At 45.7% G+C, this 20,472-nt stretch carries 12 protein-coding genes, 14 tRNA genes and 5 rRNA genes; 2 read left to right on the forward strand and 29 right to left on the reverse strand.

Annotation, left to right across the window (positions count from 1 at the left end):
* Nucleotides 1–115 precede the first annotated feature (115 nt).
* The 14 genes from rplL to murB all read right to left on the reverse strand — a co-directional run bounded on the left by rplL (nt 116) and on the right by murB (nt 8,220).
* Nucleotides 116–481 (reverse strand): 50S ribosomal protein L7/L12, encoded by a 366-nt coding sequence (rplL, locus tag PPBDW_RS14640; RefSeq protein WP_036788958.1) that lies wholly within the window; start codon nt 479–481, stop codon nt 116–118.
* Between the two features lie 59 nt (nt 482–540).
* Nucleotides 541–1,035 carry a 50S ribosomal protein L10 gene (gene rplJ, locus PPBDW_RS14645; RefSeq protein WP_036788959.1) on the reverse strand — a complete coding sequence of 165 codons (495 nt, stop codon included), beginning with the start codon at nt 1,033–1,035 and terminating at the stop codon, nt 541–543.
* A 251-nt stretch (nt 1,036–1,286) separates the two neighbouring features.
* Nucleotides 1,287–1,991, reverse strand: a complete 705-nt coding sequence (gene rplA / locus PPBDW_RS14650; RefSeq protein WP_036788961.1) for a 50S ribosomal protein L1 — start codon at nt 1,989–1,991, stop codon at nt 1,287–1,289.
* Between the two features lie 4 nt (nt 1,992–1,995).
* Nucleotides 1,996–2,424 (reverse strand): 50S ribosomal protein L11, encoded by a 429-nt coding sequence (gene rplK / locus PPBDW_RS14655; RefSeq protein ID WP_036788963.1) that lies wholly within the window; start codon nt 2,422–2,424, stop codon nt 1,996–1,998.
* Between the two features lie 125 nt (nt 2,425–2,549).
* On the reverse strand, nt 2,550–3,095 hold the full coding sequence (gene nusG / locus PPBDW_RS14660; RefSeq protein ID WP_036788965.1) for a transcription termination/antitermination protein NusG: 546 nt from the start codon (nt 3,093–3,095) through the stop codon (nt 2,550–2,552).
* Nucleotides 3,096–3,106: 11 nt separating this feature from the next.
* Nucleotides 3,107–3,484 carry a preprotein translocase subunit SecE gene (secE, locus tag PPBDW_RS14665; protein WP_036788967.1) on the reverse strand — a complete coding sequence of 126 codons (378 nt, stop codon included), beginning with the start codon at nt 3,482–3,484 and terminating at the stop codon, nt 3,107–3,109.
* Nucleotides 3,485–3,726: 242 nt separating this feature from the next.
* Nucleotides 3,727–4,911 (reverse strand): elongation factor Tu, encoded by a 1,185-nt coding sequence (gene tuf / locus PPBDW_RS14670; protein ID WP_036788969.1) that lies wholly within the window; start codon nt 4,909–4,911, stop codon nt 3,727–3,729.
* Between the two features lie 100 nt (nt 4,912–5,011).
* A tRNA-Thr gene (locus tag PPBDW_RS14675) sits at nt 5,012–5,087 on the reverse strand.
* Nucleotides 5,088–5,099: 12 nt separating this feature from the next.
* Nucleotides 5,100–5,174 (reverse strand) — tRNA-Gly (locus PPBDW_RS14680).
* A gap of 41 nt (nt 5,175–5,215) precedes the next feature.
* Nucleotides 5,216–5,300, reverse strand: a tRNA-Tyr gene (locus PPBDW_RS14685).
* A 14-nt stretch (nt 5,301–5,314) separates the two neighbouring features.
* Nucleotides 5,315–5,390: transfer RNA gene (locus tag PPBDW_RS14690), tRNA-Thr, on the reverse strand.
* 96 nt (nt 5,391–5,486) lie between these two features.
* A complete protein-coding gene (locus tag PPBDW_RS14695) occupies nt 5,487–6,218 on the reverse strand; it encodes a type III pantothenate kinase (RefSeq protein WP_036788971.1) in 732 nt (243 codons plus the stop codon).
* Nucleotides 6,218–7,180, reverse strand: a complete 963-nt coding sequence (gene birA, locus PPBDW_RS14700; protein ID WP_036788973.1) for a bifunctional biotin--[acetyl-CoA-carboxylase] ligase/biotin operon repressor BirA — start codon at nt 7,178–7,180, stop codon at nt 6,218–6,220. The genes PPBDW_RS14695 and birA overlap by 1 nt, the downstream gene beginning before the upstream one ends.
* Nucleotides 7,180–8,220, reverse strand: a complete 1,041-nt coding sequence (murB, locus tag PPBDW_RS14705) for a UDP-N-acetylmuramate dehydrogenase (protein WP_036788975.1) — start codon at nt 8,218–8,220, stop codon at nt 7,180–7,182. Before murB ends, birA begins: the two co-directional genes overlap by 1 nt.
* A gap of 74 nt (nt 8,221–8,294) precedes the next feature.
* Between murB and PPBDW_RS14710 the strand changes: the two genes are divergently transcribed.
* Entirely contained in the window at nt 8,295–8,726 is a 432-nt protein-coding gene (locus PPBDW_RS14710; protein ID WP_036788977.1) for a GNAT family N-acetyltransferase, read from the forward strand.
* A 122-nt stretch (nt 8,727–8,848) separates the two neighbouring features.
* The gene (pssA, locus tag PPBDW_RS14715; protein WP_036788979.1) at nt 8,849–10,198 is read left to right on the forward strand and encodes a CDP-diacylglycerol--serine O-phosphatidyltransferase; all 1,350 of its coding nucleotides are present in this window, start codon (nt 8,849–8,851) and stop codon (nt 10,196–10,198) included.
* A 300-nt stretch (nt 10,199–10,498) separates the two neighbouring features.
* Here the strand turns inward: pssA and PPBDW_RS14720 are convergent.
* The 15 genes from PPBDW_RS14720 to PPBDW_RS14790 form a co-directional block, all read right to left on the reverse strand.
* Nucleotides 10,499–10,575, reverse strand: a tRNA-Asp gene (locus tag PPBDW_RS14720).
* A 32-nt stretch (nt 10,576–10,607) separates the two neighbouring features.
* A 5S ribosomal RNA gene (gene rrf / locus PPBDW_RS14725) occupies nt 10,608–10,723 on the reverse strand.
* A 136-nt stretch (nt 10,724–10,859) separates the two neighbouring features.
* A 23S ribosomal RNA gene (locus tag PPBDW_RS14730) occupies nt 10,860–13,753 on the reverse strand.
* A 293-nt stretch (nt 13,754–14,046) separates the two neighbouring features.
* Nucleotides 14,047–14,122, reverse strand: a tRNA-Glu gene (locus PPBDW_RS14735).
* Nucleotides 14,123–14,124: 2 nt separating this feature from the next.
* A tRNA-Ala gene (locus PPBDW_RS14740) sits at nt 14,125–14,200 on the reverse strand.
* Nucleotides 14,201–14,236: 36 nt separating this feature from the next.
* Nucleotides 14,237–14,312 (reverse strand) — tRNA-Val (locus tag PPBDW_RS14745).
* A 31-nt stretch (nt 14,313–14,343) separates the two neighbouring features.
* Nucleotides 14,344–14,419, reverse strand: a tRNA-Lys gene (locus PPBDW_RS14750).
* Nucleotides 14,420–14,421: 2 nt separating this feature from the next.
* Nucleotides 14,422–14,497, reverse strand: a tRNA-Glu gene (locus PPBDW_RS14755).
* A 2-nt stretch (nt 14,498–14,499) separates the two neighbouring features.
* A tRNA-Ala gene (locus PPBDW_RS14760) sits at nt 14,500–14,575 on the reverse strand.
* Nucleotides 14,576–14,657: 82 nt separating this feature from the next.
* Nucleotides 14,658–14,733 (reverse strand) — tRNA-Glu (locus PPBDW_RS14765).
* A gap of 100 nt (nt 14,734–14,833) precedes the next feature.
* Nucleotides 14,834–16,378 (reverse strand): 16S ribosomal RNA (locus tag PPBDW_RS14770).
* 416 nt (nt 16,379–16,794) lie between these two features.
* Nucleotides 16,795–16,910 (reverse strand): 5S ribosomal RNA (gene rrf, locus PPBDW_RS14775).
* 136 nt (nt 16,911–17,046) lie between these two features.
* Nucleotides 17,047–19,940: ribosomal RNA gene (locus PPBDW_RS14780) — 23S ribosomal RNA — on the reverse strand.
* The 16S, 23S and 5S rRNA genes sit together here with 10 tRNA genes alongside, the layout of an rRNA operon.
* A gap of 276 nt (nt 19,941–20,216) precedes the next feature.
* Nucleotides 20,217–20,292: transfer RNA gene (locus PPBDW_RS14785), tRNA-Ala, on the reverse strand.
* A 44-nt stretch (nt 20,293–20,336) separates the two neighbouring features.
* A tRNA-Ile gene (locus PPBDW_RS14790) sits at nt 20,337–20,413 on the reverse strand.
* Nucleotides 20,414–20,472 lie beyond the last annotated feature (59 nt).

The raw sequence follows: 20,472 nt of genomic DNA on the forward strand, positions 1-20,472 counted from the left end.
CGCAGACAGTGGATACAAAACAAGGTAAAAATACCACCGGTCTATAGCGCAAAAAGGCCGGTGGCATTTTTGCCACCAGCCAATAGCCATAAATGGCTATGAAATCAAATAATTATTATTTAACTTCAACAGAAGCACCAGCTTCTTCTAATTGAGCTTTAAGAGCTTCAGCTTCAGCTTTATCTACGCCTTCTTTAACAGCAGCAGGTGCGCCGTCAACTACAGCTTTAGCTTCTTTAAGACCAAGACCAGTTGCGCCACGTACAGCTTTGATAACTTGTACTTTGTTAGGGCCAGCAGCTGTTAGGATTACGTCAAATTCAGTTTGCTCTTCAGCTGCTTCTGCAGCTGCGCCGCCTGCAACTACTGCAGCAGCAGCAGAAACACCGAATTTCTCTTCCATAGCTTCGATAAGCTCAACAACTTGCATTACAGACATTTCTGCAACTGCGTCTAGGATTTGCTCGTTAGTGATAGACATAACAATTCTCTTTTAAAGTCAACAATAAGTTTAAATAGTGTTCAGATAAAGTGCGGCAATTAAGCAGCAGCTTCTTCTTTCTGATCACGTACAGCCGCGATAGTACGTACAAGTTTACCAGCAGACGCTTCTTTCATGCACATCATTAGGCGTGCGATAGCTTCGTCGTAAGTTGGTAGAGTTGCTAGTACATCAGCGTTGGCAATAGCGCCTTCGAATGCAGCAGCTTTGATCTCGAAGCTTTTATTCTCTTTAGCGAAGTCTTTGAAAAGACGCGCTGCAGCACCTGGGTGCTCATTAGAGAAGCCGATTAGTGAAGGACCAACGAAAACGTCTTGTAGACATTCAAAGTTAGTACCTTCAACTGCACGACGTGCTAATGTGTTACGAACAACTCGTAGGTAAACGCCAGCTTCACGAGCTTGTTTACGTAGAGTTGTCATTGCACACACACTAACACCGCGAGAGTCAGCAACAACTGCAGACAGGGCACCATTGGCAGCTTCGTTGACTTCAGCAACAATTGCTTTTTTGTCTTGAAGATTTAATGCCATTGGATTTGCTCCTGGATAATTTCTGGGTCACCCCAGCATTTACACCACTCACTGCCGGTTGACAGGAGAGTTTTACGGCGCAGATCCAAAAAAGACTTACATCAATCATGTTCTGGCACCGTCTACGTAGGTAAATTAAGTTCCGAAAAACACCTACGGTCTTTGACGGAGGTCAATTGAAACCAATCAACCTCAGCCACGAATTCGGAAGCGACAAATTATACACTAACTTATCGCTTCTGCAAATTAGTTTACGCTACGTTAGCTTTCAGAGAGTTCTGATCTAACGCTACACCTGCACCCATAGTGGTAGAGATGCTTACTTTCTTAATGAAAGTACCTTTCGCTGAAGACGGCTTAGCACGCTTCAGTGCAACTAGAAGAGACTCAAGGTTCTCTTGTAGTTGAGCGGCATCAAAGTTCACCTTACCGATAGTAGTGTGAATGATACCATTTTTGTCGTTACGGTAACGAACCTGACCAGCTTTAGCATTTTTAACTGCTTCAGCAACGTTAGGAGTTACAGTACCAACTTTAGGGTTTGGCATAAGACCACGTGGACCAAGAATGGTACCAAGTTGACCTACAACGCGCATTGCATCTGGAGATGCGATAACTACGTCAAAGTTCATTTCGCCTTTCTTAACAAGAGCAGCTAGATCTTCCATACCTACAAGCTCAGCGCCAGCTTCTTTAGCAGCTTCAGCGTTTGCGCCTTGTGTAAATACAGCAACACGAATGTCACGACCAGTACCGTTAGGTAGTACAGTTGCACCACGAACGTTTTGGTCTGATTTACGTGCATCGATACCAAGGTTAACGGCAACGTCAACACTTTCTACGAATTTAGCAGTAGCTAGTTCTTTTAGAAGAGCAACAGCTTCATTGATATCGTACTCACGAGTAGAATCAACTTTGTCACGGATAACGCGCATACGCTTAGTCAGTTTAGCCATTATCTTAACCCTCTACCACTAGGCCCATTGAACGAGCAGTACCAGCAATTGAACGCTTCATAGCTTCAATGTCAGCACCAGTCATGTCTGCAGCTTTAGTCTCAGCGATCTCTAGGATCTGAGCGTCAGTTACAGTACCCACTTTGTCAGTGTTCGGACGGCCAGAACCAGACTTAAGACCAGCTGCTTTAAGCAGAAGAACTGCTGCAGGTGGTGTCTTAGTGATGAACGTGAAAGAACGGTCACTGTAAACAGTGATAACAACTGGAGTCGGAAGACCTTTCTCGATTGAGTCAGTCTTAGCGTTAAACGCCTTACAGAATTCCATGATGTTTACACCATGTTGACCAAGAGCTGGACCAACTGGTGGACTTGGATTCGCTGCACCAGCTGCAACTTGCAGCTTGATGTAAGCTTCTACTTTTTTAGCCATTGCTATATACCTAAATTTTGGGTTCAAACGTCTATTTTAAACAAACAGACTCCCCGTCTAACGAAAGGGCGCGAAATTATAGCCTAATTCCACGCCCCTGACAATACGAGTTGAACAGAATTTGATCAGTTCTTTTCGATTTGACCGAATTCAAGCTCTACTGGTGTTGCACGACCGAAGATTGATACAGAAACCTTAACACGGCTCTTATCATAATCTACAGATTCAATCGTACCATTAAAGTCAGCAAACGGACCATCAGTCACGCGTACCACTTCACCAGGTTCAAATACTGTTTTATGTACAGGGGATTCACTAGCTTGTTGTAGACGGTTTAAGATCGCATCCGCTTCTTTATCAGAAATCGGAGCTGGACGATCAGATGTACCGCCAATGAACCCCATTACACGAGGGATACTACGTACAAGGTGCCATGTTTCATCGTTCATCACCATTTGCACAAGTACATAGCCAGGGAAGAACTTACGCTCACTCTTACGGCGTTGACCAGCACGCATTTCTACCACTTCTTCCGTCGGTACTAAAACCTCGTCAAAGTGCTCTTCCATACCATGAATTTTGATATGTTCACGTAGTGATTGTGCTACACGGCCTTCAAAACCTGAAAAAGCCTGTACTACATACCAACGTTTTTTTGGAGCTTCGCTCATGAATTCTTACCTCACGCGCCAGTAACTAGGCGCACTAAACGGACCATAATGCCATCAATACCCCAAAGGGCTAATGCCATCACGACAGTGACTGCTAGAACGATAAAGGTTGTCTGCGTAGCTTCCTGACGAGTAGGCCACACTACTTTGCGGACTTCCATGCGCGATTCACGTGCGAACGTAACCACGGCTTTACCTTTTGCTGTCAATGCAGCCAAAATACCAGCAATAACCACAAGGGCAACTACGGCAGAAGCGCGCAAAACAACAGAAACATCACTGTATAGGTAATTACCAACCACAGCAGCAGCTAGCAAAGCAAAAACCACGACCCATTTCAGGCCATCCATTTTGCTTTCGCTTTCTTGGTTTTCGGCATTCGCTTTCATACAACCAACCTGTAACTAGTGTTAATCATCTAGACGAAAATAACCCCGCTTAAGCGAGGTCTAGGATGAAGGAAAAGGCTAAGCCTTTAATAACATTACAAAAACTTCATCTTTACGAAATTTCACTTCCACACTTTGAACAAAAAACATTCAATTTAAAGTTAAAGTGTAGAAAAAGGGCATCAAATGATGCCCTTTTTAGTGCTCTATCGTCAAATTTAATTCAACGACATTAGCGTAACTTATGCAACGATAGTCGCAACAACACCAGCACCAACTGTACGGCCACCTTCACGGATAGCAAAACGTAGACCTTCATCCATCGCGATAGGTGCGATTAGAGTAACAGTCATAGAGATGTTATCACCAGGCATTACCATTTCAACGCCTTCTGGTAACTCGATAGTACCAGTTACGTCAGTTGTACGGAAGTAGAACTGTGGACGGTAACCTTTGAAGAAAGGAGTGTGACGACCACCTTCATCTTTAGAAAGCACATAGATTTCTGAAGTGAAAGTTGTGTGTGGAGTGATTGAACCTGGCTTAGCAAGAACTTGACCACGTTGAACGTCATCACGCTTAGTACCACGTAGAAGAACACCAACGTTCTCACCAGCACGACCTTCGTCAAGAAGCTTACGGAACATCTCAACACCAGTACAAGTAGTTGTAATAGTGTCTACGATACCGATGATAGCAACTTCGTCACCAACTTTAACGATACCTTGCTCAATACGACCAGTTACAACAGTACCACGGCCTTGGATTGAGAAAACATCTTCGATTGGAAGGATGAATGGTAGATCGATAGCACGCTCTGGCTCTGGAATGTAAGTATCTAGCGCTTCAGCTAGTTCAACAATCTTAGCTTCCCACTCAGCTTCGCCGTTTAGCGCGCCTAGTGCAGAACCCATGATTACTGGGCAATCATCACCTGGGAAATCGTACTCAGAAAGAAGTTCACGAACTTCCATCTCTACTAGCTCAAGTAGTTCTTCATCATCAACCATGTCACACTTGTTCATGAATACGATGATGTAAGGAATACCAACCTGGCGACCAAGTAGGATGTGCTCACGTGTTTGTGGCATAGGACCATCAGTTGCAGCAACAACTAGGATACCACCATCCATTTGAGCAGCACCAGTGATCATGTTTTTAACATAATCGGCGTGTCCAGGACAGTCTACGTGTGCGTAGTGACGAGTAGGAGTATCGTACTCAACGTGAGAAGTTGAGATTGTGATACCACGCTCGCGCTCTTCTGGAGCGTTATCGATAGATGCGAAGTCTTTAGCAACACCACCGTACACTTTTGCAAGTGTAGTACAGATAGCAGCAGTTAGAGTTGTTTTACCGTGGTCAACGTGGCCGATAGTACCAACGTTAACGTGCGGTTTTACGCGTTCGAATTTTTCTTTAGACATGGATAGTCCCTCTGGGCACGGTATTTAGTGGCATTACGACCACACAACCAAACATGGGTTTGTTGAGTATATAACAAATTGATAAATATTGACTGAAGAGTGGTGCTGATAGGCAGATTCGAACTGCCGACCTCACCCTTACCAAGGGTGCGCTCTACCAACTGAGCTATATCAGCACACAAGAAGTGTGGAGCGGGCAGCGGGAATCGAACCCGCGTCATCAGCTTGGAAGGCTGAGGTAATAGCCATTATACGATGCCCGCAAAAACTTATTTACTCGTAGCGCTATTTAACTATTTGAAAATGGTGGTGGGGGAAGGATTCGAACCTTCGAAGGCAGTGCCGGCAGATTTACAATCTGCTCCCTTTGGCCACTCGGGAACCCCACCGAAATTCTTGAAACTGGTGCCGACTACCGGAGTCGAACTGGTGACCTACTGATTACAAGTCAGTTGCTCTACCTACTGAGCTAAGTCGGCTTAATTGATGCGCATTCTAGATAATGATGATTTTTGATGCAATAGCTTAGCGGCTTTTTTTTATGCTTTTTTTATCAATTGTCGTAAATTTATCCATTATCGACATTTCGCATACAAAGCAAGCCCTTCAAGTACCAATTCTGAGCGGTGATTATAATTTTTAATATCCGTAATAGGTAGATGTCTTACCCCTCCACCACATAACACCACCACTGGCTCAGCATCTAGCTTTTCACGCGCCTCTTTTAAACCATATTCAATCAAGCCAATCAAGGCCGCACGACAACCATTTTTAAGCCCATCAGCAGTATTATCAGCTAACCGCAAACTATTGCAATGTTCATGATCAGAAAACACCTTGGTAGTATTTTCTAACACCACTTTCATCATTAATTGATAGCCTGGTGCAATCCAGCCACCAAGATGCTTTCCATCACCACTTAAAACATCAAATGTTAACGCTGTACCAATATCAACGATGACGGTCGGACGCTTAAACTCTTGATGGATAGCCACTAAGGTTAACCACCTATCAACACCTAAATACTGATATTCGTTATAACCATTTTTAACCCCAAAGTCCTTACGCATTGTTTTCACTTGTAATACAGGAATATTTGCCACTTGTGCAATACGCTGGATGGTATTATCAACCTCAACGGGACCAACACTCGCAAAAACAATCCGCTTAATTCTTTGCTCTAAAATAGGATCAAGTACTAGCTCTAATTTTTTACTCGGATATTTACCGATTAACTCTATCTGACCACTTGTTTGTAATAGGGCAACCTTAACGTAAGTATTACCCGCTTCAATTAATAATTGCATCAACAACCTCTAAGGCTGATTTCACCACCAACATAAGCAGTAATACCATTGTCAGTTTCAAGTAATAACGCGCCTTGCTCATTAATACCACGAGCAATACCCTCAACAACCCGCTCACCAATGAGTAATTTTACTGGGCGGTTTAAAAAGTTATCAATTTTATTCCAACGCTCAACAAAACCACGAAGACCAACCTCTTCATACTCATTTAAAGTTTGATGAATACGAGCAATTAATGTCGCCGCTAACACGTTACGCGATGGCAACGGCGTACAGGCAGCACTTAAATTGGTCCATGCTTGATCAATCATATCGGTAGCAACTGTCGGCATGGCAATATTCAATCCCATTCCAATCACCAAATGAGCAGCATCGCCAGCTTTTCCGGTCATCTCAACTAAAATACCGGCTAATTTTTGATCATGACAATAAAGATCATTGGGCCATTTTACTCGAATATCTGGCGCACCAAATTGCTGCAAGGTTTCAGCAATGGCTACACCAACCACCAAACTTAATCCCATCGCAGCCGCCACGCCAGCCTCTAAACGCCAGTAGGTAGATAAATAGAGATTACTGCCAAAAGGAGACTGCCACTGTCGGCCTCGTCGCCCGCGGCCGGCTTGTTGATATTCAGCCAGGCAGACTGCACCACTTGGTAATTGACCAATCTGATTAAGCAAATGTTGATTAGTCGAATCAATCACTGGGATCAATTCTAGCTGTGGACAACTGACTAATTCAGTAATACGTTTACTATCAAGTAATTCAATCGGTGCTGCTAAACAATAACCTTTACCCTGGACACTATATAAATCGAGCCCCCACTGCTGAATAATCTTAATTTGCTTAGCAACTCCAGCGCGTGACATACCTAATGCCGATCCCAATTGTTCACCGGAATGAAATTGACCATCGGCTAATAAGCGAATAAGGGCTAAACGAGTTGAATGCTCTTTCATTATGCTAATATCTCATTCAAATGTGTCTCAGCATTCGCAGCCATAAATCGCACTTCATGTTCCAAAACAACACCAAACTTTGCTACAACACTATCAACCACATATTGTGCAAGACAAATAACATCCTGCGCTGTCGCTGTTCCTACATTAGTCAATACTAATGCTTGCTGTGGGTGTACTTTCGCACCACCAATTTGATGTCCTTTAAGACCACATTGATCGATCAACCAACCAGCAGCTAGCTTTGCTTGGTTATCATCAACACCATAACTAGGCATTGCTGGATAGTCAACAAGTAGCTTATTGCGTAATGTTTTGGAAATAATAGGATTTTTAAAAAAACTACCTGCATTACCAATTTCTGCAGGATCGGGGAGTTTTGCTTTACGAACCGTACATACAGCATCAAACACTTGCTGAATCGTCACAGTTGCCACATCAAACTGGTTTAAAGGTGCATAAGCTATCTGAGGCTGCCATAGTTTAGGTAAACAAAAACCAACAGCGACAATAATATGGCCATCTTTTAATTGATGTTTAAAGATCGAATCTCGATAACCAAATTCACAAGCAGCTGCTTCATAGCGGCTAACGTTATTGGTGTTAACGTCGAGTACATCAACGTACTGACAAACATCTTTGAGCTCAATACCATAAGCACCAATATTTTGAATGGGTGATGAGCCAACACAACCAGGGATTAGGGCTAAATTTTCTAAACCACCAATATTATGTTTTACACACCAGCTCACTAGTTGATGCCAATCCTCACCACCGCCGACATGCAAACAAAAACTTATATCAGTTTCTGTTAACGTAATACCTTTAATCCGGTTAAGAATAATCACACCTTGATAGTCTTCGCAAAAAAGCAAATTACTTCCTTGACCTACTACTAACTTAGGCATTGTATTAAAGTTTGAATCGTGCCAAATATTAACAAAATCATCAATACTTTCAGCTTCAACAATCTGTGTGGCTACAGCATCAATACCAAAGGTATGATAAGGTGCTAACCCATGATCAGGTAAAACTTTCATGTTAATTTAAGACCATATCTTTATACTAATTAGTCTATTTTACCCGATTCAATCCCACAACGCAGTGTTTTCCCATGAGCCAAATTCACTATCAGCAGTTAAATCCAATTCGATTACCTATCATTAATAAACTCTATAAAGATTTTTATCCCGCAGGTAAAGCAAAACGTGATGAAGTTCTATGGGTTGGCGAATCACAGCAAGGGGTTATTTGCTGTGTTCGATTTAAAAATATTGGTGAGCTACAGCTATTAACCGGAATGTTAGTTAAGCCAGAATACCGAGGCCAGAAAATTGCAACTCAATTACTACAACACGCTATACCGCAGATAAATCAAAAACCTTGTTATTGCTTTGCATTTAAAGAGCTTGAGGCGCTCTACCAGCATGCAGGCTTTATTACTCTAGAGCCTCAACAACTACCACATGATTTACAGCAACGATTTGAGCGTTACTGTAATAGTGGAAAAAAACTGATCCCGATGCACTATCTTGCTCAACCATAATCATAAATTAGTGAGGTGGTCGTATATCTAGCAATGAAGTAGGTTGACTTGACACTTTTTCTGATATAATTCGTTTCTTAACTCAAATTTATCTTCTTATAGATCGTGTAAACGAGGCGATAATGGATTCAGCTATTGCTAACAGGCAGTATATAGATCAACTGCCGTGTATTGCGCACAAGCCCGAAAATTTAGAGACTCTTTTTGACGCGAGCTCTTTCAGAAAGCGTTTATACCAAGAAATTGATTCGGCACAGCAACGCATTTATATCGTTGCTCTTTATCTGCAAGATGACGAGGCTGGTCGCGGTATATTGACTGCGCTATACGAAGCAAAGCAACGTAATCCAGCGCTAGATATTAAAGTCTTCGTTGATTGGCATCGTGCTCAACGTGGTCTCATTGGTGCAAGCCAATCTGATGGTAATGCGGCTTTATACCGTGAATATGCAGAGAAATACCAACACCCAATAGAAGTGCTTGGTGTACCTGTACGTAATCGTGAAGTTTTTGGTGTATTACACTTAAAAGGCTTTATTATCGATGATACGGTGATATATAGCGGCGCTAGCCTAAATGATGTTTATCTCGCACAACACGACCGTTACCGTTACGATCGCTACCATGTCATTAAAAACAGCAAACTCGCAAATAGCATGGCAACATTTATCACTGAAACCTTAGTCGAAAGTGATGCTGTTAATTGTTTAAATCAAGCGGTACGTCCCGATACAAAATCCTTAAAAAGTGCAATTAAAGATCTTCGTGCAGCATTACAACAAGCAAGTTATCACTATACTGCAGAAACGATTGCTGCCGACGAAGTAGGCTTAACACCATTAATTGGTTTAGGTAAACGTCGTAACCAGCTCAATCAAGAAATTTGTGCATTAATTGCAAGCTCACAGCATGAATTAACAATTTGCACGCCCTATTTCAACTTTCCACGAGGTGTTAGCAAAGAAGTTATTAAGGCATTAAAACGTGGAGTTAAAATTACTATCGTTGTAGGTGATAAAACGGCTAATGACTTTTATATTCCACCATCAGAGCCTTTTAAAACTATCGCTGGTTTACCTTATCTTTACGAAGTAAACCTACGTAATTTTGCTAAAAATAATGAGTCGGCAATCGCAAGTCGCCAATTAGCGATTCACCTTTGGAAGCATGATAACAATAGCTTTCACCTTAAAGGGATCTGGGTTGATAGCCAATATATGCTTGTTACAGGTAATAACTTAAACCCCCGCGCATGGAAACTTGATTTAGAAAATGCCATTCTAATTCATGATAAGAACCAACTTCTAGCTCTTCAAACTCAACAAGAAATTGATTGTATCCTTACCCACACCACGTTGATTGGTAGCTACAAACAAATTGAAAAGATTGACAGTTACCCACCTCAAGTGAAGAAGTTAATTAAGCGGATCCGTCGTGTCAAGGCCGATCATATCCTTAATCAAATCCTATAACATCACTACAATGCGCAGCAATTATATAATTTGCTGCGCAATATCTCTACTTCTTAACCATTCCTCCTATCCGACCAATACCTACTATCAAATTCAGAGCTATTACATCTATTTAAACAGCGGCATACTTAATTATAGATCTCTTTAATAATGACAAAATAGACATACCGACATCAACCCCCTCTTCGTGATATAACACTAGCTCTCCAAAAAGTTAATCAAATGAACAACTACGCTATAGCTACCCTTTCCTACAGACGAAAAAAAACCTGAATCGTTAGATTCAGGTTTTTTTAATAATGGCGGAGTGGACGGGACTCGAACCCGCGACCCCCGGCGTGACAGGCCGGTATTCTAACCAACTGAACTACCACTCCGCAGTGTCTATTCAGCATTTAAGCAATTTGAAGCCTGGCGATGTCCTACTCTCACATGGGGAGACCCCACACTACCATCGGCGCTATTACGTTTCACTACTGAGTTCGGCAAGGGATCAGGTGGGTCCATAACGCTATGGTCGCCAAGCAAATTCTGTTTTATTTATCGCCTTATGGCAATAAATAGCAATCTGGGAAAATCTAACTAGTTGTTCTCAACACGCATTCAAGCGTTTGCAGAGTCCGTCTCTTCTCTTTGAGAAGAAAAACCCCTTGGGTGTTGTATGGTTAAGCCTCACGGGCAATTAGTATCAGTTAGCTCAATGCCTCGCAGCACTTACACACCTGACCTATCAACGTTGTAGTCTTCAACAACCCTTTAGAGACCTTAAAGGTCTAGGGATGACTCATCTTGAGGCTCGCTTCCCGCTTAGATGCTTTCAGCGGTTATCGATTCCGAACTTAGCTACCGGGCAATGCATCTGGCGATACAACCCGAACACCAGCGGTTCGTCCACTCCGGTCCTCTCGTACTAGGAGCAGCCCCTCTCAATCATCCAACGCCCACGGCAGATAGGGACCGAACTGTCTCACGACGTTCTAAACCCAGCTCGCGTACCACTTTAAATGGCGAACAGCCATACCCTTGGGACCGACTTCAGCCCCAGGATGTGATGAGCCGACATCGAGGTGCCAAACACCGCCGTCGATATGAACTCTTGGGCGGTATCAGCCTGTTATCCCCGGAGTACCTTTTATCCGTTGAGCGATGGCCCTTCCATTCAGAACCACCGGATCACTATGACCTGCTTTCGCACCTGCTCGAATTGTCATTCTCGCAGTCAAGCGGGCTTATGCCATTGCACTAACCTCACGATGTCCGACCGTGATTAGCCCACCTTCGTGCTCCTCCGTTACTCTTTGGGAGGAGACCGCCCCAGTCAAACTACCCACCAGGCACTGTCCGTAACCCCGATAAGGGGCCAACGTTAGAACATCAAGCATACAAGGGTGGTATTTCAAGATTGACTCCACAACCACTGGCGCGGTTGCTTCAACGTCTCCCACCTATCCTACACATGTAGGGTCAATGTTCAGTGCCAAGCTATAGTAAAGGTTCACGGGGTCTTTCCGTCTAGCCGCGGGTACACAGCATCTTCACTGCGATTTCAATTTCACTGAGTCTCGGGTGGAGACAGCGTGGCCATCATTACGCCATTCGTGCAGGTCGGAACTTACCCGACAAGGAATTTCGCTACCTTAGGACCGTTATAGTTACGGCCGCCGTTTACCGGGGCTTCGATCAAGAGCTTCGACCGAAGTCTAACCCCATCAATTAACCTTCCGGCACCGGGCAGGCGTCACACCGTATACGTCATCTTTCGATTTTGCACAGTGCTGTGTTTTTAATAAACAGTTGCAGCCACCTGGTATCTGCGACTCCCGGCAGCTTAGAGAGCAAGTCTCATCACCGCTAGGAGCGTACCTTCTCCCGAAGTTACGGTACCATTTTGCCTAGTTCCTTCACCCGAGTTCTCTCAAGCGCCTTGGTATTCTCTACCTGATCACCTGTGTCGGTTTGGGGTACGATTTCTTATAATCTGAAGCTTAGAAGCTTTTCCCGGAAGCATGGCATCAATGACTTCACTACCGTAGTAGCTCGACATCGTATCTCAGCCTTAAGATGAACCGGATTTGCCTAATTCATCAGCCTACATACTTGGACCTGGACAACCGTCGCCAGGCTCACCTAGCCTTCTCCGTCCCTCCATCGCAATTATAAGAAGTACGGGAATATTAACCCGTTTCCCATCGACTACGCCTTTCGGCCTCGCCTTAGGGGTCGACTTACCCTGCCCCGATTAACGTTGGACAGGAACCCTTGATCTTCCGGCGAGGGAGTTTTTCACTCCCTTTATCGTTACTCATGTCAGCATTCGCACTTCTGATACCTCCAGCACACTTTACAATGCACCTTCAACGGCTTACAGAACGCTCCCCTACCCAATGTGAACGAATTCACATTGCCGCAGCTTCGGTGTATAGCTTAGCCCCGTTAAATCTTCCGCGCAGGCCGACTCGACCAGTGAGCTATTACGCTTTCTTTAAATGATGGCTGCTTCTAAGCCAACATCCTGGCTGTCTGAGCCTTCCCACATCGTTTCCCACTTAGCTATAACTTTGGGACCTTAGCTGGCGGTCTGGGTTGTTTCCCTCTTCACGACGGACGTTAGCACCCGCCGTGTGTCTCCCGGATAGTACTTACTGGTATTCGGAGTTTGCAAAGGGTTGGTAAGTCGGGATGACCCCCTAGCCTTAACAGTGCTCTACCCCCAGTAGTATTCGTCCGAGGCGCTACCTAAATAGCTTTCGGGGAGAACCAGCTATCTCCGAGTTTGATTGGCCTTTCACCCCTAGCCACAAGTCATCCGCTAATTTTTCAACATTAGTCGGTTCGGTCCTCCAGTAAGTGTTACCTCACCTTCAACCTGCCCATGGCTAGATCACTCGGTTTCGGGTCTAATCCTAGCAACTATGACGCCCAGTTAAGACTCGGTTTCCCTACGGCTCCCCTAAACGGTTAACCTTGCTACTAAAATTAAGTCGCTGACCCATTATACAAAAGGTACGCAGTCACCCAACAAGTGGGCTCCTACTGCTTGTACGTACACGGTTTCAGGTTCTATTTCACTCCCCTCACAGGGGTTCTTTTCGCCTTTCCCTCACGGTACTGGTTCACTATCGGTCAGTCAGGAGTATTTAGCCTTGGAGGATGGTCCCCCCATGTTCAAACAGGATATCACGTGTCCCGTCCTACTCGATTTCACTAAGACTGCATTTTTGGTTACGGGGCTATCACCCTGTATCGCGGTCCTTTCCAGAACCTTCACCTAACGCAGAACTAGCTTAAGGGCTAATCCGGTTTCGCTCGCCGCTACTACCGGAATCTCGGTTGATTTCTCTTCCTCGGGGTACTTAGATGTTTCAGTTCCCCCGGTTCGCTTCATTAACCTATGTATTCAGTTAATGATACTAGCTTATGCTAGTGGGTTTCCCCATTCGGAAATCCCAGACTCAAGTGGCTTTTACTGCCTAATCTGGGCTTATCGCAAGTTAATACGTCCTTCATCGCCTCTGACTGCCAAGGCATCCACCGTGTACGCTTAGTCACTTAACCATACAACCCCAAGAGGTCTTGTATGTTCAACTAACCAAGGTTTGCGTTTAATAATCCGATCAAGAAAATATTAAACATTGGTTTTTCGCCGGACTCGATACAAGACACTTGAATGTGTGTTGTTTTGAGAACTCGTTTTTATCCGAAGATAAAAACATTTTTTAAAATCAATCTTTCGATTGAATTTACTAGTCAGCTTTCCAGATTGTTAAAGAGCATGTGTCTATCTTTCGACGTCCACTTTTTAAAAGCACTCAAAATCTCTTTTATTTAAGAGAAGTACGTTTAAAAAGTGGCGTCCCGTAGGGGAGTCGAACCCCTGTTACCGCCGTGAAAGGGCGGTGTCCTAGGCCTCTAGACGAACGGGACATTGGTGGAGCTATGCGGGATCGAACCGCAGACCTCCTGCGTGCAAGGCAGGCGCTCTCCCAGCTGAGCTATAACCCCAATGTTTTACTTCAAAAGAAGTTCTCCGAAGAGAAATGGTGGGCGATACCGGGCTCGAACCAGTGACCCCCTCCTTGTAAGGGAGGTGCTCTCCCAACTGAGCTAATCGCCCACGATAGTTTTAATTCCTTCGTGAGAAAGAATGGTGGGTCGTGCAGGATTCGAACCTGCGACCAATTGATTAAAAGTCAACTGCTCTACCAACTGAGCTAACGACCCATTGGCGTCCCGTAGGGGAGTCGAACCCCTGTTACCGCCGTGAAAGGGCGGTGTCCTAGGCCTCTAGACGAACGGGACATTGGTGGAGCTATGCGGGATCGAACCGCAGACCTCCTGCGTGCAAGGCAGGCGCTCTCCCAGCTGAGCTATAACCCCAATGTTTTNTGTCTATCTTTCGACGTCCACTTTTTAAAAGCACTCAAAATCTCTTTTATTTAAGAGAAGTACGTTTAAAAAGTGGCGTCCCGTAGGGGAGTCGAACCCCTGTTACCGCCGTGAAAGGGCGGTGTCCTAGGCCTCTAGACGAACGGGACAATGTTCATAACATAAGTTGTTGGGCAACTTATGTTGGCTCTTTTACATTTCGACCAAGCAATCTGTGTGGACACTGCATAAAACAGAAAAGTCTTTAGGTAAGGAGGTGATCCAGCCCCAGGTTCCCCTAGGGCTACCTTGTTACGACTTCACCCCAGTCATGAACCACACCGTGGTAAACGCCCTCCCGAAGGTTAAGCTATCTACTTCTGGTGCAGCCCACTCCCATGGTGTGACGGGCGGTGTGTACAAGGCCCGGGAACGTATTCACCGTGACATTCTGATTCACGATTACTAGCGATTCCGACTTCATGGAGTCGAGTTGCAGACTCCAATCCGGACTACGACGTACTTTGTGGGATTCGCTCACTATCGCTAGCTTGCAGCCCTCTGTATACGCCATTGTAGCACGTGTGTAGCCCTACTCGTAAGGGCCATGATGACTTGACGTCGTCCCCACCTTCCTCCGGTTTATCACCGGCAGTCTCCCTGGAGTTCCCACCATTACGTGCTGGCAAACAAGGATAAGGGTTGCGCTCGTTGCGGGACTTAACCCAACATTTCACAACACGAGCTGACGACAGCCATGCAGCACCTGTCTCAGAGTTCCCGAAGGCACTAAGCTATCTCTAGCGAATTCTCTGGATGTCAAGAGTAGGTAAGGTTCTTCGCGTTGCATCGAATTAAACCACATGCTCCACCGCTTGTGCGGGCCCCCGTCAATTCATTTGAGTTTTAATCTTGCGACCGTACTCCCCAGGCGGTCTACTTAACGCGTTAGCTCCGAAAGCCACGGCTCAAGGCCACAACCTTCAAGTAGACATCGTTTACGGCGTGGACTACCAGGGTATCTAATCCTGTTTGCTCCCCACGCTTTCGCATCTGAGCGTCAGTCTTTGTCCAGGGGGCCGCCTTCGCCACCGGTATTCCTTCAGATCTCTACGCATTTCACCGCTACACCTGAAATTCTACCCCCCTCTACAAGACTCTAGTCTGCCAGTTCAAAATGCTGTTCCGAGGTTGAGCCCCGGGCTTTCACATCTTGCTTAACAGACCGCCTGCATGCGCTTTACGCCCAGTAATTCCGATTAACGCTCGCACCCTCCGTATTACCGCGGCTGCTGGCACGGAGTTAGCCGGTGCTTCTTCTGTTGCTAACGTCAAACGCTGAAGCTATTAACTCCAACGCCTTCCTCACAACTGAAAGTACTTTACAACCCGAAGGCCTTCTTCATACACGCGGCATGGCTGCATCAGGGTTTCCCCCATTGTGCAATATTCCCCACTGCTGCCTCCCGTAGGAGTCTGGACCGTGTCTCAGTTCCAGTGTGGCTGATCATCCTCTCAGACCAGCTAGGGATCGTCGCCTTGGTGAGCCATTACCCCACCAACTAGCTAATCCCACCTGGGCTAATCCTGACGCGAGAGGCCCGAAGGTCCCCCTCTTTGCTCCGAAGAGATTATGCGGTATTAGCTATCGTTTCCAATAGTTATCCCCCACATCAGGGTATATTCCCAGGCATTACTCACCCGTCCGCCGCTCGTCAGCAAAAGAAGCAAGCTTCTTTTCTGTTACCGCTCGACTTGCATGTGTTAGGCCTGCCGCCAGCGTTCAATCTGAGCCATGATCAAACTCTTCAATTAAAGTTTTGTTGGTCTTTCGACCGGCTCAATAAATACTGACTTTAAATACCGTAGTAAATTAAAGCTTTTTATCATTTAAAAAATGATAATTAAATAACTGTGCCAAAATAACTTGCGCTATTTTGTTTTGGTCACTCAGTTTATTGATAAATCTTTCGACTTAACTATTCAGTGAGTGCCCACACAGATTGCATGGTCAAATTGTTAAAGAACGTTGACTTTCAATGCCTTAGCGTTGAACGCTTCAGCAAGTCAGGTGGCGTATAATACGCTTTTCTGATGTTCAGTCAAGACAAAATTTTCATCTTTTTTATCAATCGATTAAAAAGTAAAAACCTTCTGTTGACGTCGCTCACATTTCAATCAGCGAGAGCGAAATAAAAGCCCGTTCATTGAACGGGCTCTCATAAATTTGAGCCTGGCGATGTCCTACTCTCACATGGGGAGACCCCACACTACCATCGGCGCTATTACGTTTCACTACTGAGTTCGGCAAGGGATCAGGTGGGTCCATAACGCTATGGTCGCCAAGCAAATTCTGTTTTATTTATCGCCTTATGGCAATAAATAGCAATCTGGGAAAATCTAACTAGTTGTTCTCAACACGCATTCAAGCGTTTGCAGAGTCCGTCTCTTCTCTTTGAGAAGAAAAACCCCTTGGGTGTTGTATGGTTAAGCCTCACGGGCAATTAGTATCAGTTAGCTCAATGCCTCGCAGCACTTACACACCTGACCTATCAACGTTGTAGTCTTCAACAACCCTTTAGAGACCTTAAAGGTCTAGGGATGACTCATCTTGAGGCTCGCTTCCCGCTTAGATGCTTTCAGCGGTTATCGATTCCGAACTTAGCTACCGGGCAATGCATCTGGCGATACAACCCGAACACCAGCGGTTCGTCCACTCCGGTCCTCTCGTACTAGGAGCAGCCCCTCTCAATCATCCAACGCCCACGGCAGATAGGGACCGAACTGTCTCACGACGTTCTAAACCCAGCTCGCGTACCACTTTAAATGGCGAACAGCCATACCCTTGGGACCGACTTCAGCCCCAGGATGTGATGAGCCGACATCGAGGTGCCAAACACCGCCGTCGATATGAACTCTTGGGCGGTATCAGCCTGTTATCCCCGGAGTACCTTTTATCCGTTGAGCGATGGCCCTTCCATTCAGAACCACCGGATCACTATGACCTGCTTTCGCACCTGCTCGAATTGTCATTCTCGCAGTCAAGCGGGCTTATGCCATTGCACTAACCTCACGATGTCCGACCGTGATTAGCCCACCTTCGTGCTCCTCCGTTACTCTTTGGGAGGAGACCGCCCCAGTCAAACTACCCACCAGGCACTGTCCGTAACCCCGATAAGGGGCCAACGTTAGAACATCAAGCATACAAGGGTGGTATTTCAAGATTGACTCCACAACCACTGGCGCGGTTGCTTCAACGTCTCCCACCTATCCTACACATGTAGGGTCAATGTTCAGTGCCAAGCTATAGTAAAGGTTCACGGGGTCTTTCCGTCTAGCCGCGGGTACACAGCATCTTCACTGCGATTTCAATTTCACTGAGTCTCGGGTGGAGACAGCGTGGCCATCATTACGCCATTCGTGCAGGTCGGAACTTACCCGACAAGGAATTTCGCTACCTTAGGACCGTTATAGTTACGGCCGCCGTTTACCGGGGCTTCGATCAAGAGCTTCGACCGAAGTCTAACCCCATCAATTAACCTTCCGGCACCGGGCAGGCGTCACACCGTATACGTCATCTTTCGATTTTGCACAGTGCTGTGTTTTTAATAAACAGTTGCAGCCACCTGGTATCTGCGACTCCCGGCAGCTTAGAGAGCAAGTCTCATCACCGCTAGGAGCGTACCTTCTCCCGAAGTTACGGTACCATTTTGCCTAGTTCCTTCACCCGAGTTCTCTCAAGCGCCTTGGTATTCTCTACCTGATCACCTGTGTCGGTTTGGGGTACGATTTCTTATAATCTGAAGCTTAGAAGCTTTTCCCGGAAGCATGGCATCAATGACTTCACTACCGTAGTAGCTCGACATCGTATCTCAGCCTTAAGATGAACCGGATTTGCCTAATTCATCAGCCTACATACTTGGACCTGGACAACCGTCGCCAGGCTCACCTAGCCTTCTCCGTCCCTCCATCGCAATTATAAGAAGTACGGGAATATTAACCCGTTTCCCATCGACTACGCCTTTCGGCCTCGCCTTAGGGGTCGACTTACCCTGCCCCGATTAACGTTGGACAGGAACCCTTGATCTTCCGGCGAGGGAGTTTTTCACTCCCTTTATCGTTACTCATGTCAGCATTCGCACTTCTGATACCTCCAGCACACTTTACAATGCACCTTCAACGGCTTACAGAACGCTCCCCTACCCAATGTGAATAAATTCACATTGCCGCAGCTTCGGTGTATAGCTTAGCCCCGTTAAATCTTCCGCGCAGGCCGACTCGACCAGTGAGCTATTACGCTTTCTTTAAATGATGGCTGCTTCTAAGCCAACATCCTGGCTGTCTGAGCCTTCCCACATCGTTTCCCACTTAGCTATAACTTTGGGACCTTAGCTGGCGGTCTGGGTTGTTTCCCTCTTCACGACGGACGTTAGCACCCGCCGTGTGTCTCCCGGATAGTACTTACTGGTATTCGGAGTTTGCAAAGGGTTGGTAAGTCGGGATGACCCCCTAGCCTTAACAGTGCTCTACCCCCAGTAGTATTCGTCCGAGGCGCTACCTAAATAGCTTTCGGGGAGAACCAGCTATCTCCGAGTTTGATTGGCCTTTCACCCCTAGCCACAAGTCATCCGCTAATTTTTCAACATTAGTCGGTTCGGTCCTCCAGTAAGTGTTACCTCACCTTCAACCTGCCCATGGCTAGATCACTCGGTTTCGGGTCTAATCCTAGCAACTATGACGCCCAGTTAAGACTCGGTTTCCCTACGGCTCCCCTAAACGGTTAACCTTGCTACTAAAATTAAGTCGCTGACCCATTATACAAAAGGTACGCAGTCACCCAACAAGTGGGCTCCTACTGCTTGTACGTACACGGTTTCAGGTTCTATTTCACTCCCCTCACAGGGGTTCTTTTCGCCTTTCCCTCACGGTACTGGTTCACTATCGGTCAGTCAGGAGTATTTAGCCTTGGAGGATGGTCCCCCCATGTTCAAACAGGATATCACGTGTCCCGTCCTACTCGATTTCACTAATAAAGCGTTGTTGGTTACGGGGCTATCACCCTGTATCGCGGTCCTTTCCAGAACCTTCACCTAACGCAGAACTAGCTTAAGGGCTAATCCGGTTTCGCTCGCCGCTACTACCGGAATCTCGGTTGATTTCTCTTCCTCGGGGTACTTAGATGTTTCAGTTCCCCCGGTTCGCTTCATTAACCTATGTATTCAGTTAATGATACTAGCTTATGCTAGTGGGTTTCCCCATTCGGAAATCCCAGACTCAAGTGGCTTTTACTGCCTAATCTGGGCTTATCGCAAGTTAATACGTCCTTCATCGCCTCTGACTGCCAAGGCATCCACCGTGTACGCTTAGTCACTTAACCATACAACCCCAAGAGGTCTTGTATGTTCAACTAACCAAGGTTTGCGTTTAATAATCCGATCAAGAAACTATTAAACATTGGTTTTTCGCCGGACTCGATACAAGACACTTGAATGTGTGTTGTTTTGAGAACTCGTTTTTATCCGAAGATAAAAACATTTTTTAAAATCAATCTTTCGATTGAATTTACTAGTCAGCTTTCCAGATTGTTAAAGAACATGTAATCATCGTTAGATAACCACTTTTTAAACACACTTTTTCAAATGTACTTAAAGAGTGGTGGAGCTATGCGGGATCGAACCGCAGACCTCCTGCGTGCAAGGCAGGCGCTCTCCCAGCTGAGCTATAACCCCAACGATGTAAAAGACTTTACCGCCACTTTTTCTGGGAGAAAAAGTGGTGGGTCTGAGTGGACTCGAACCACCGACCTCACCCTTATCAGGGGTGCGCTCTAACCACCTGAGCTACAGACCCAAGTCTTTTTACGTTCTACATTTCGACCAAGCAATCTGTGTGGACACTGCATAAAACAG

The sequence above is a fragment of the Photobacterium kishitanii genome, from assembly GCF_000613045.3.
Classification (GTDB): Bacteria; Pseudomonadota; Gammaproteobacteria; order Enterobacterales; family Vibrionaceae; genus Photobacterium; species Photobacterium kishitanii.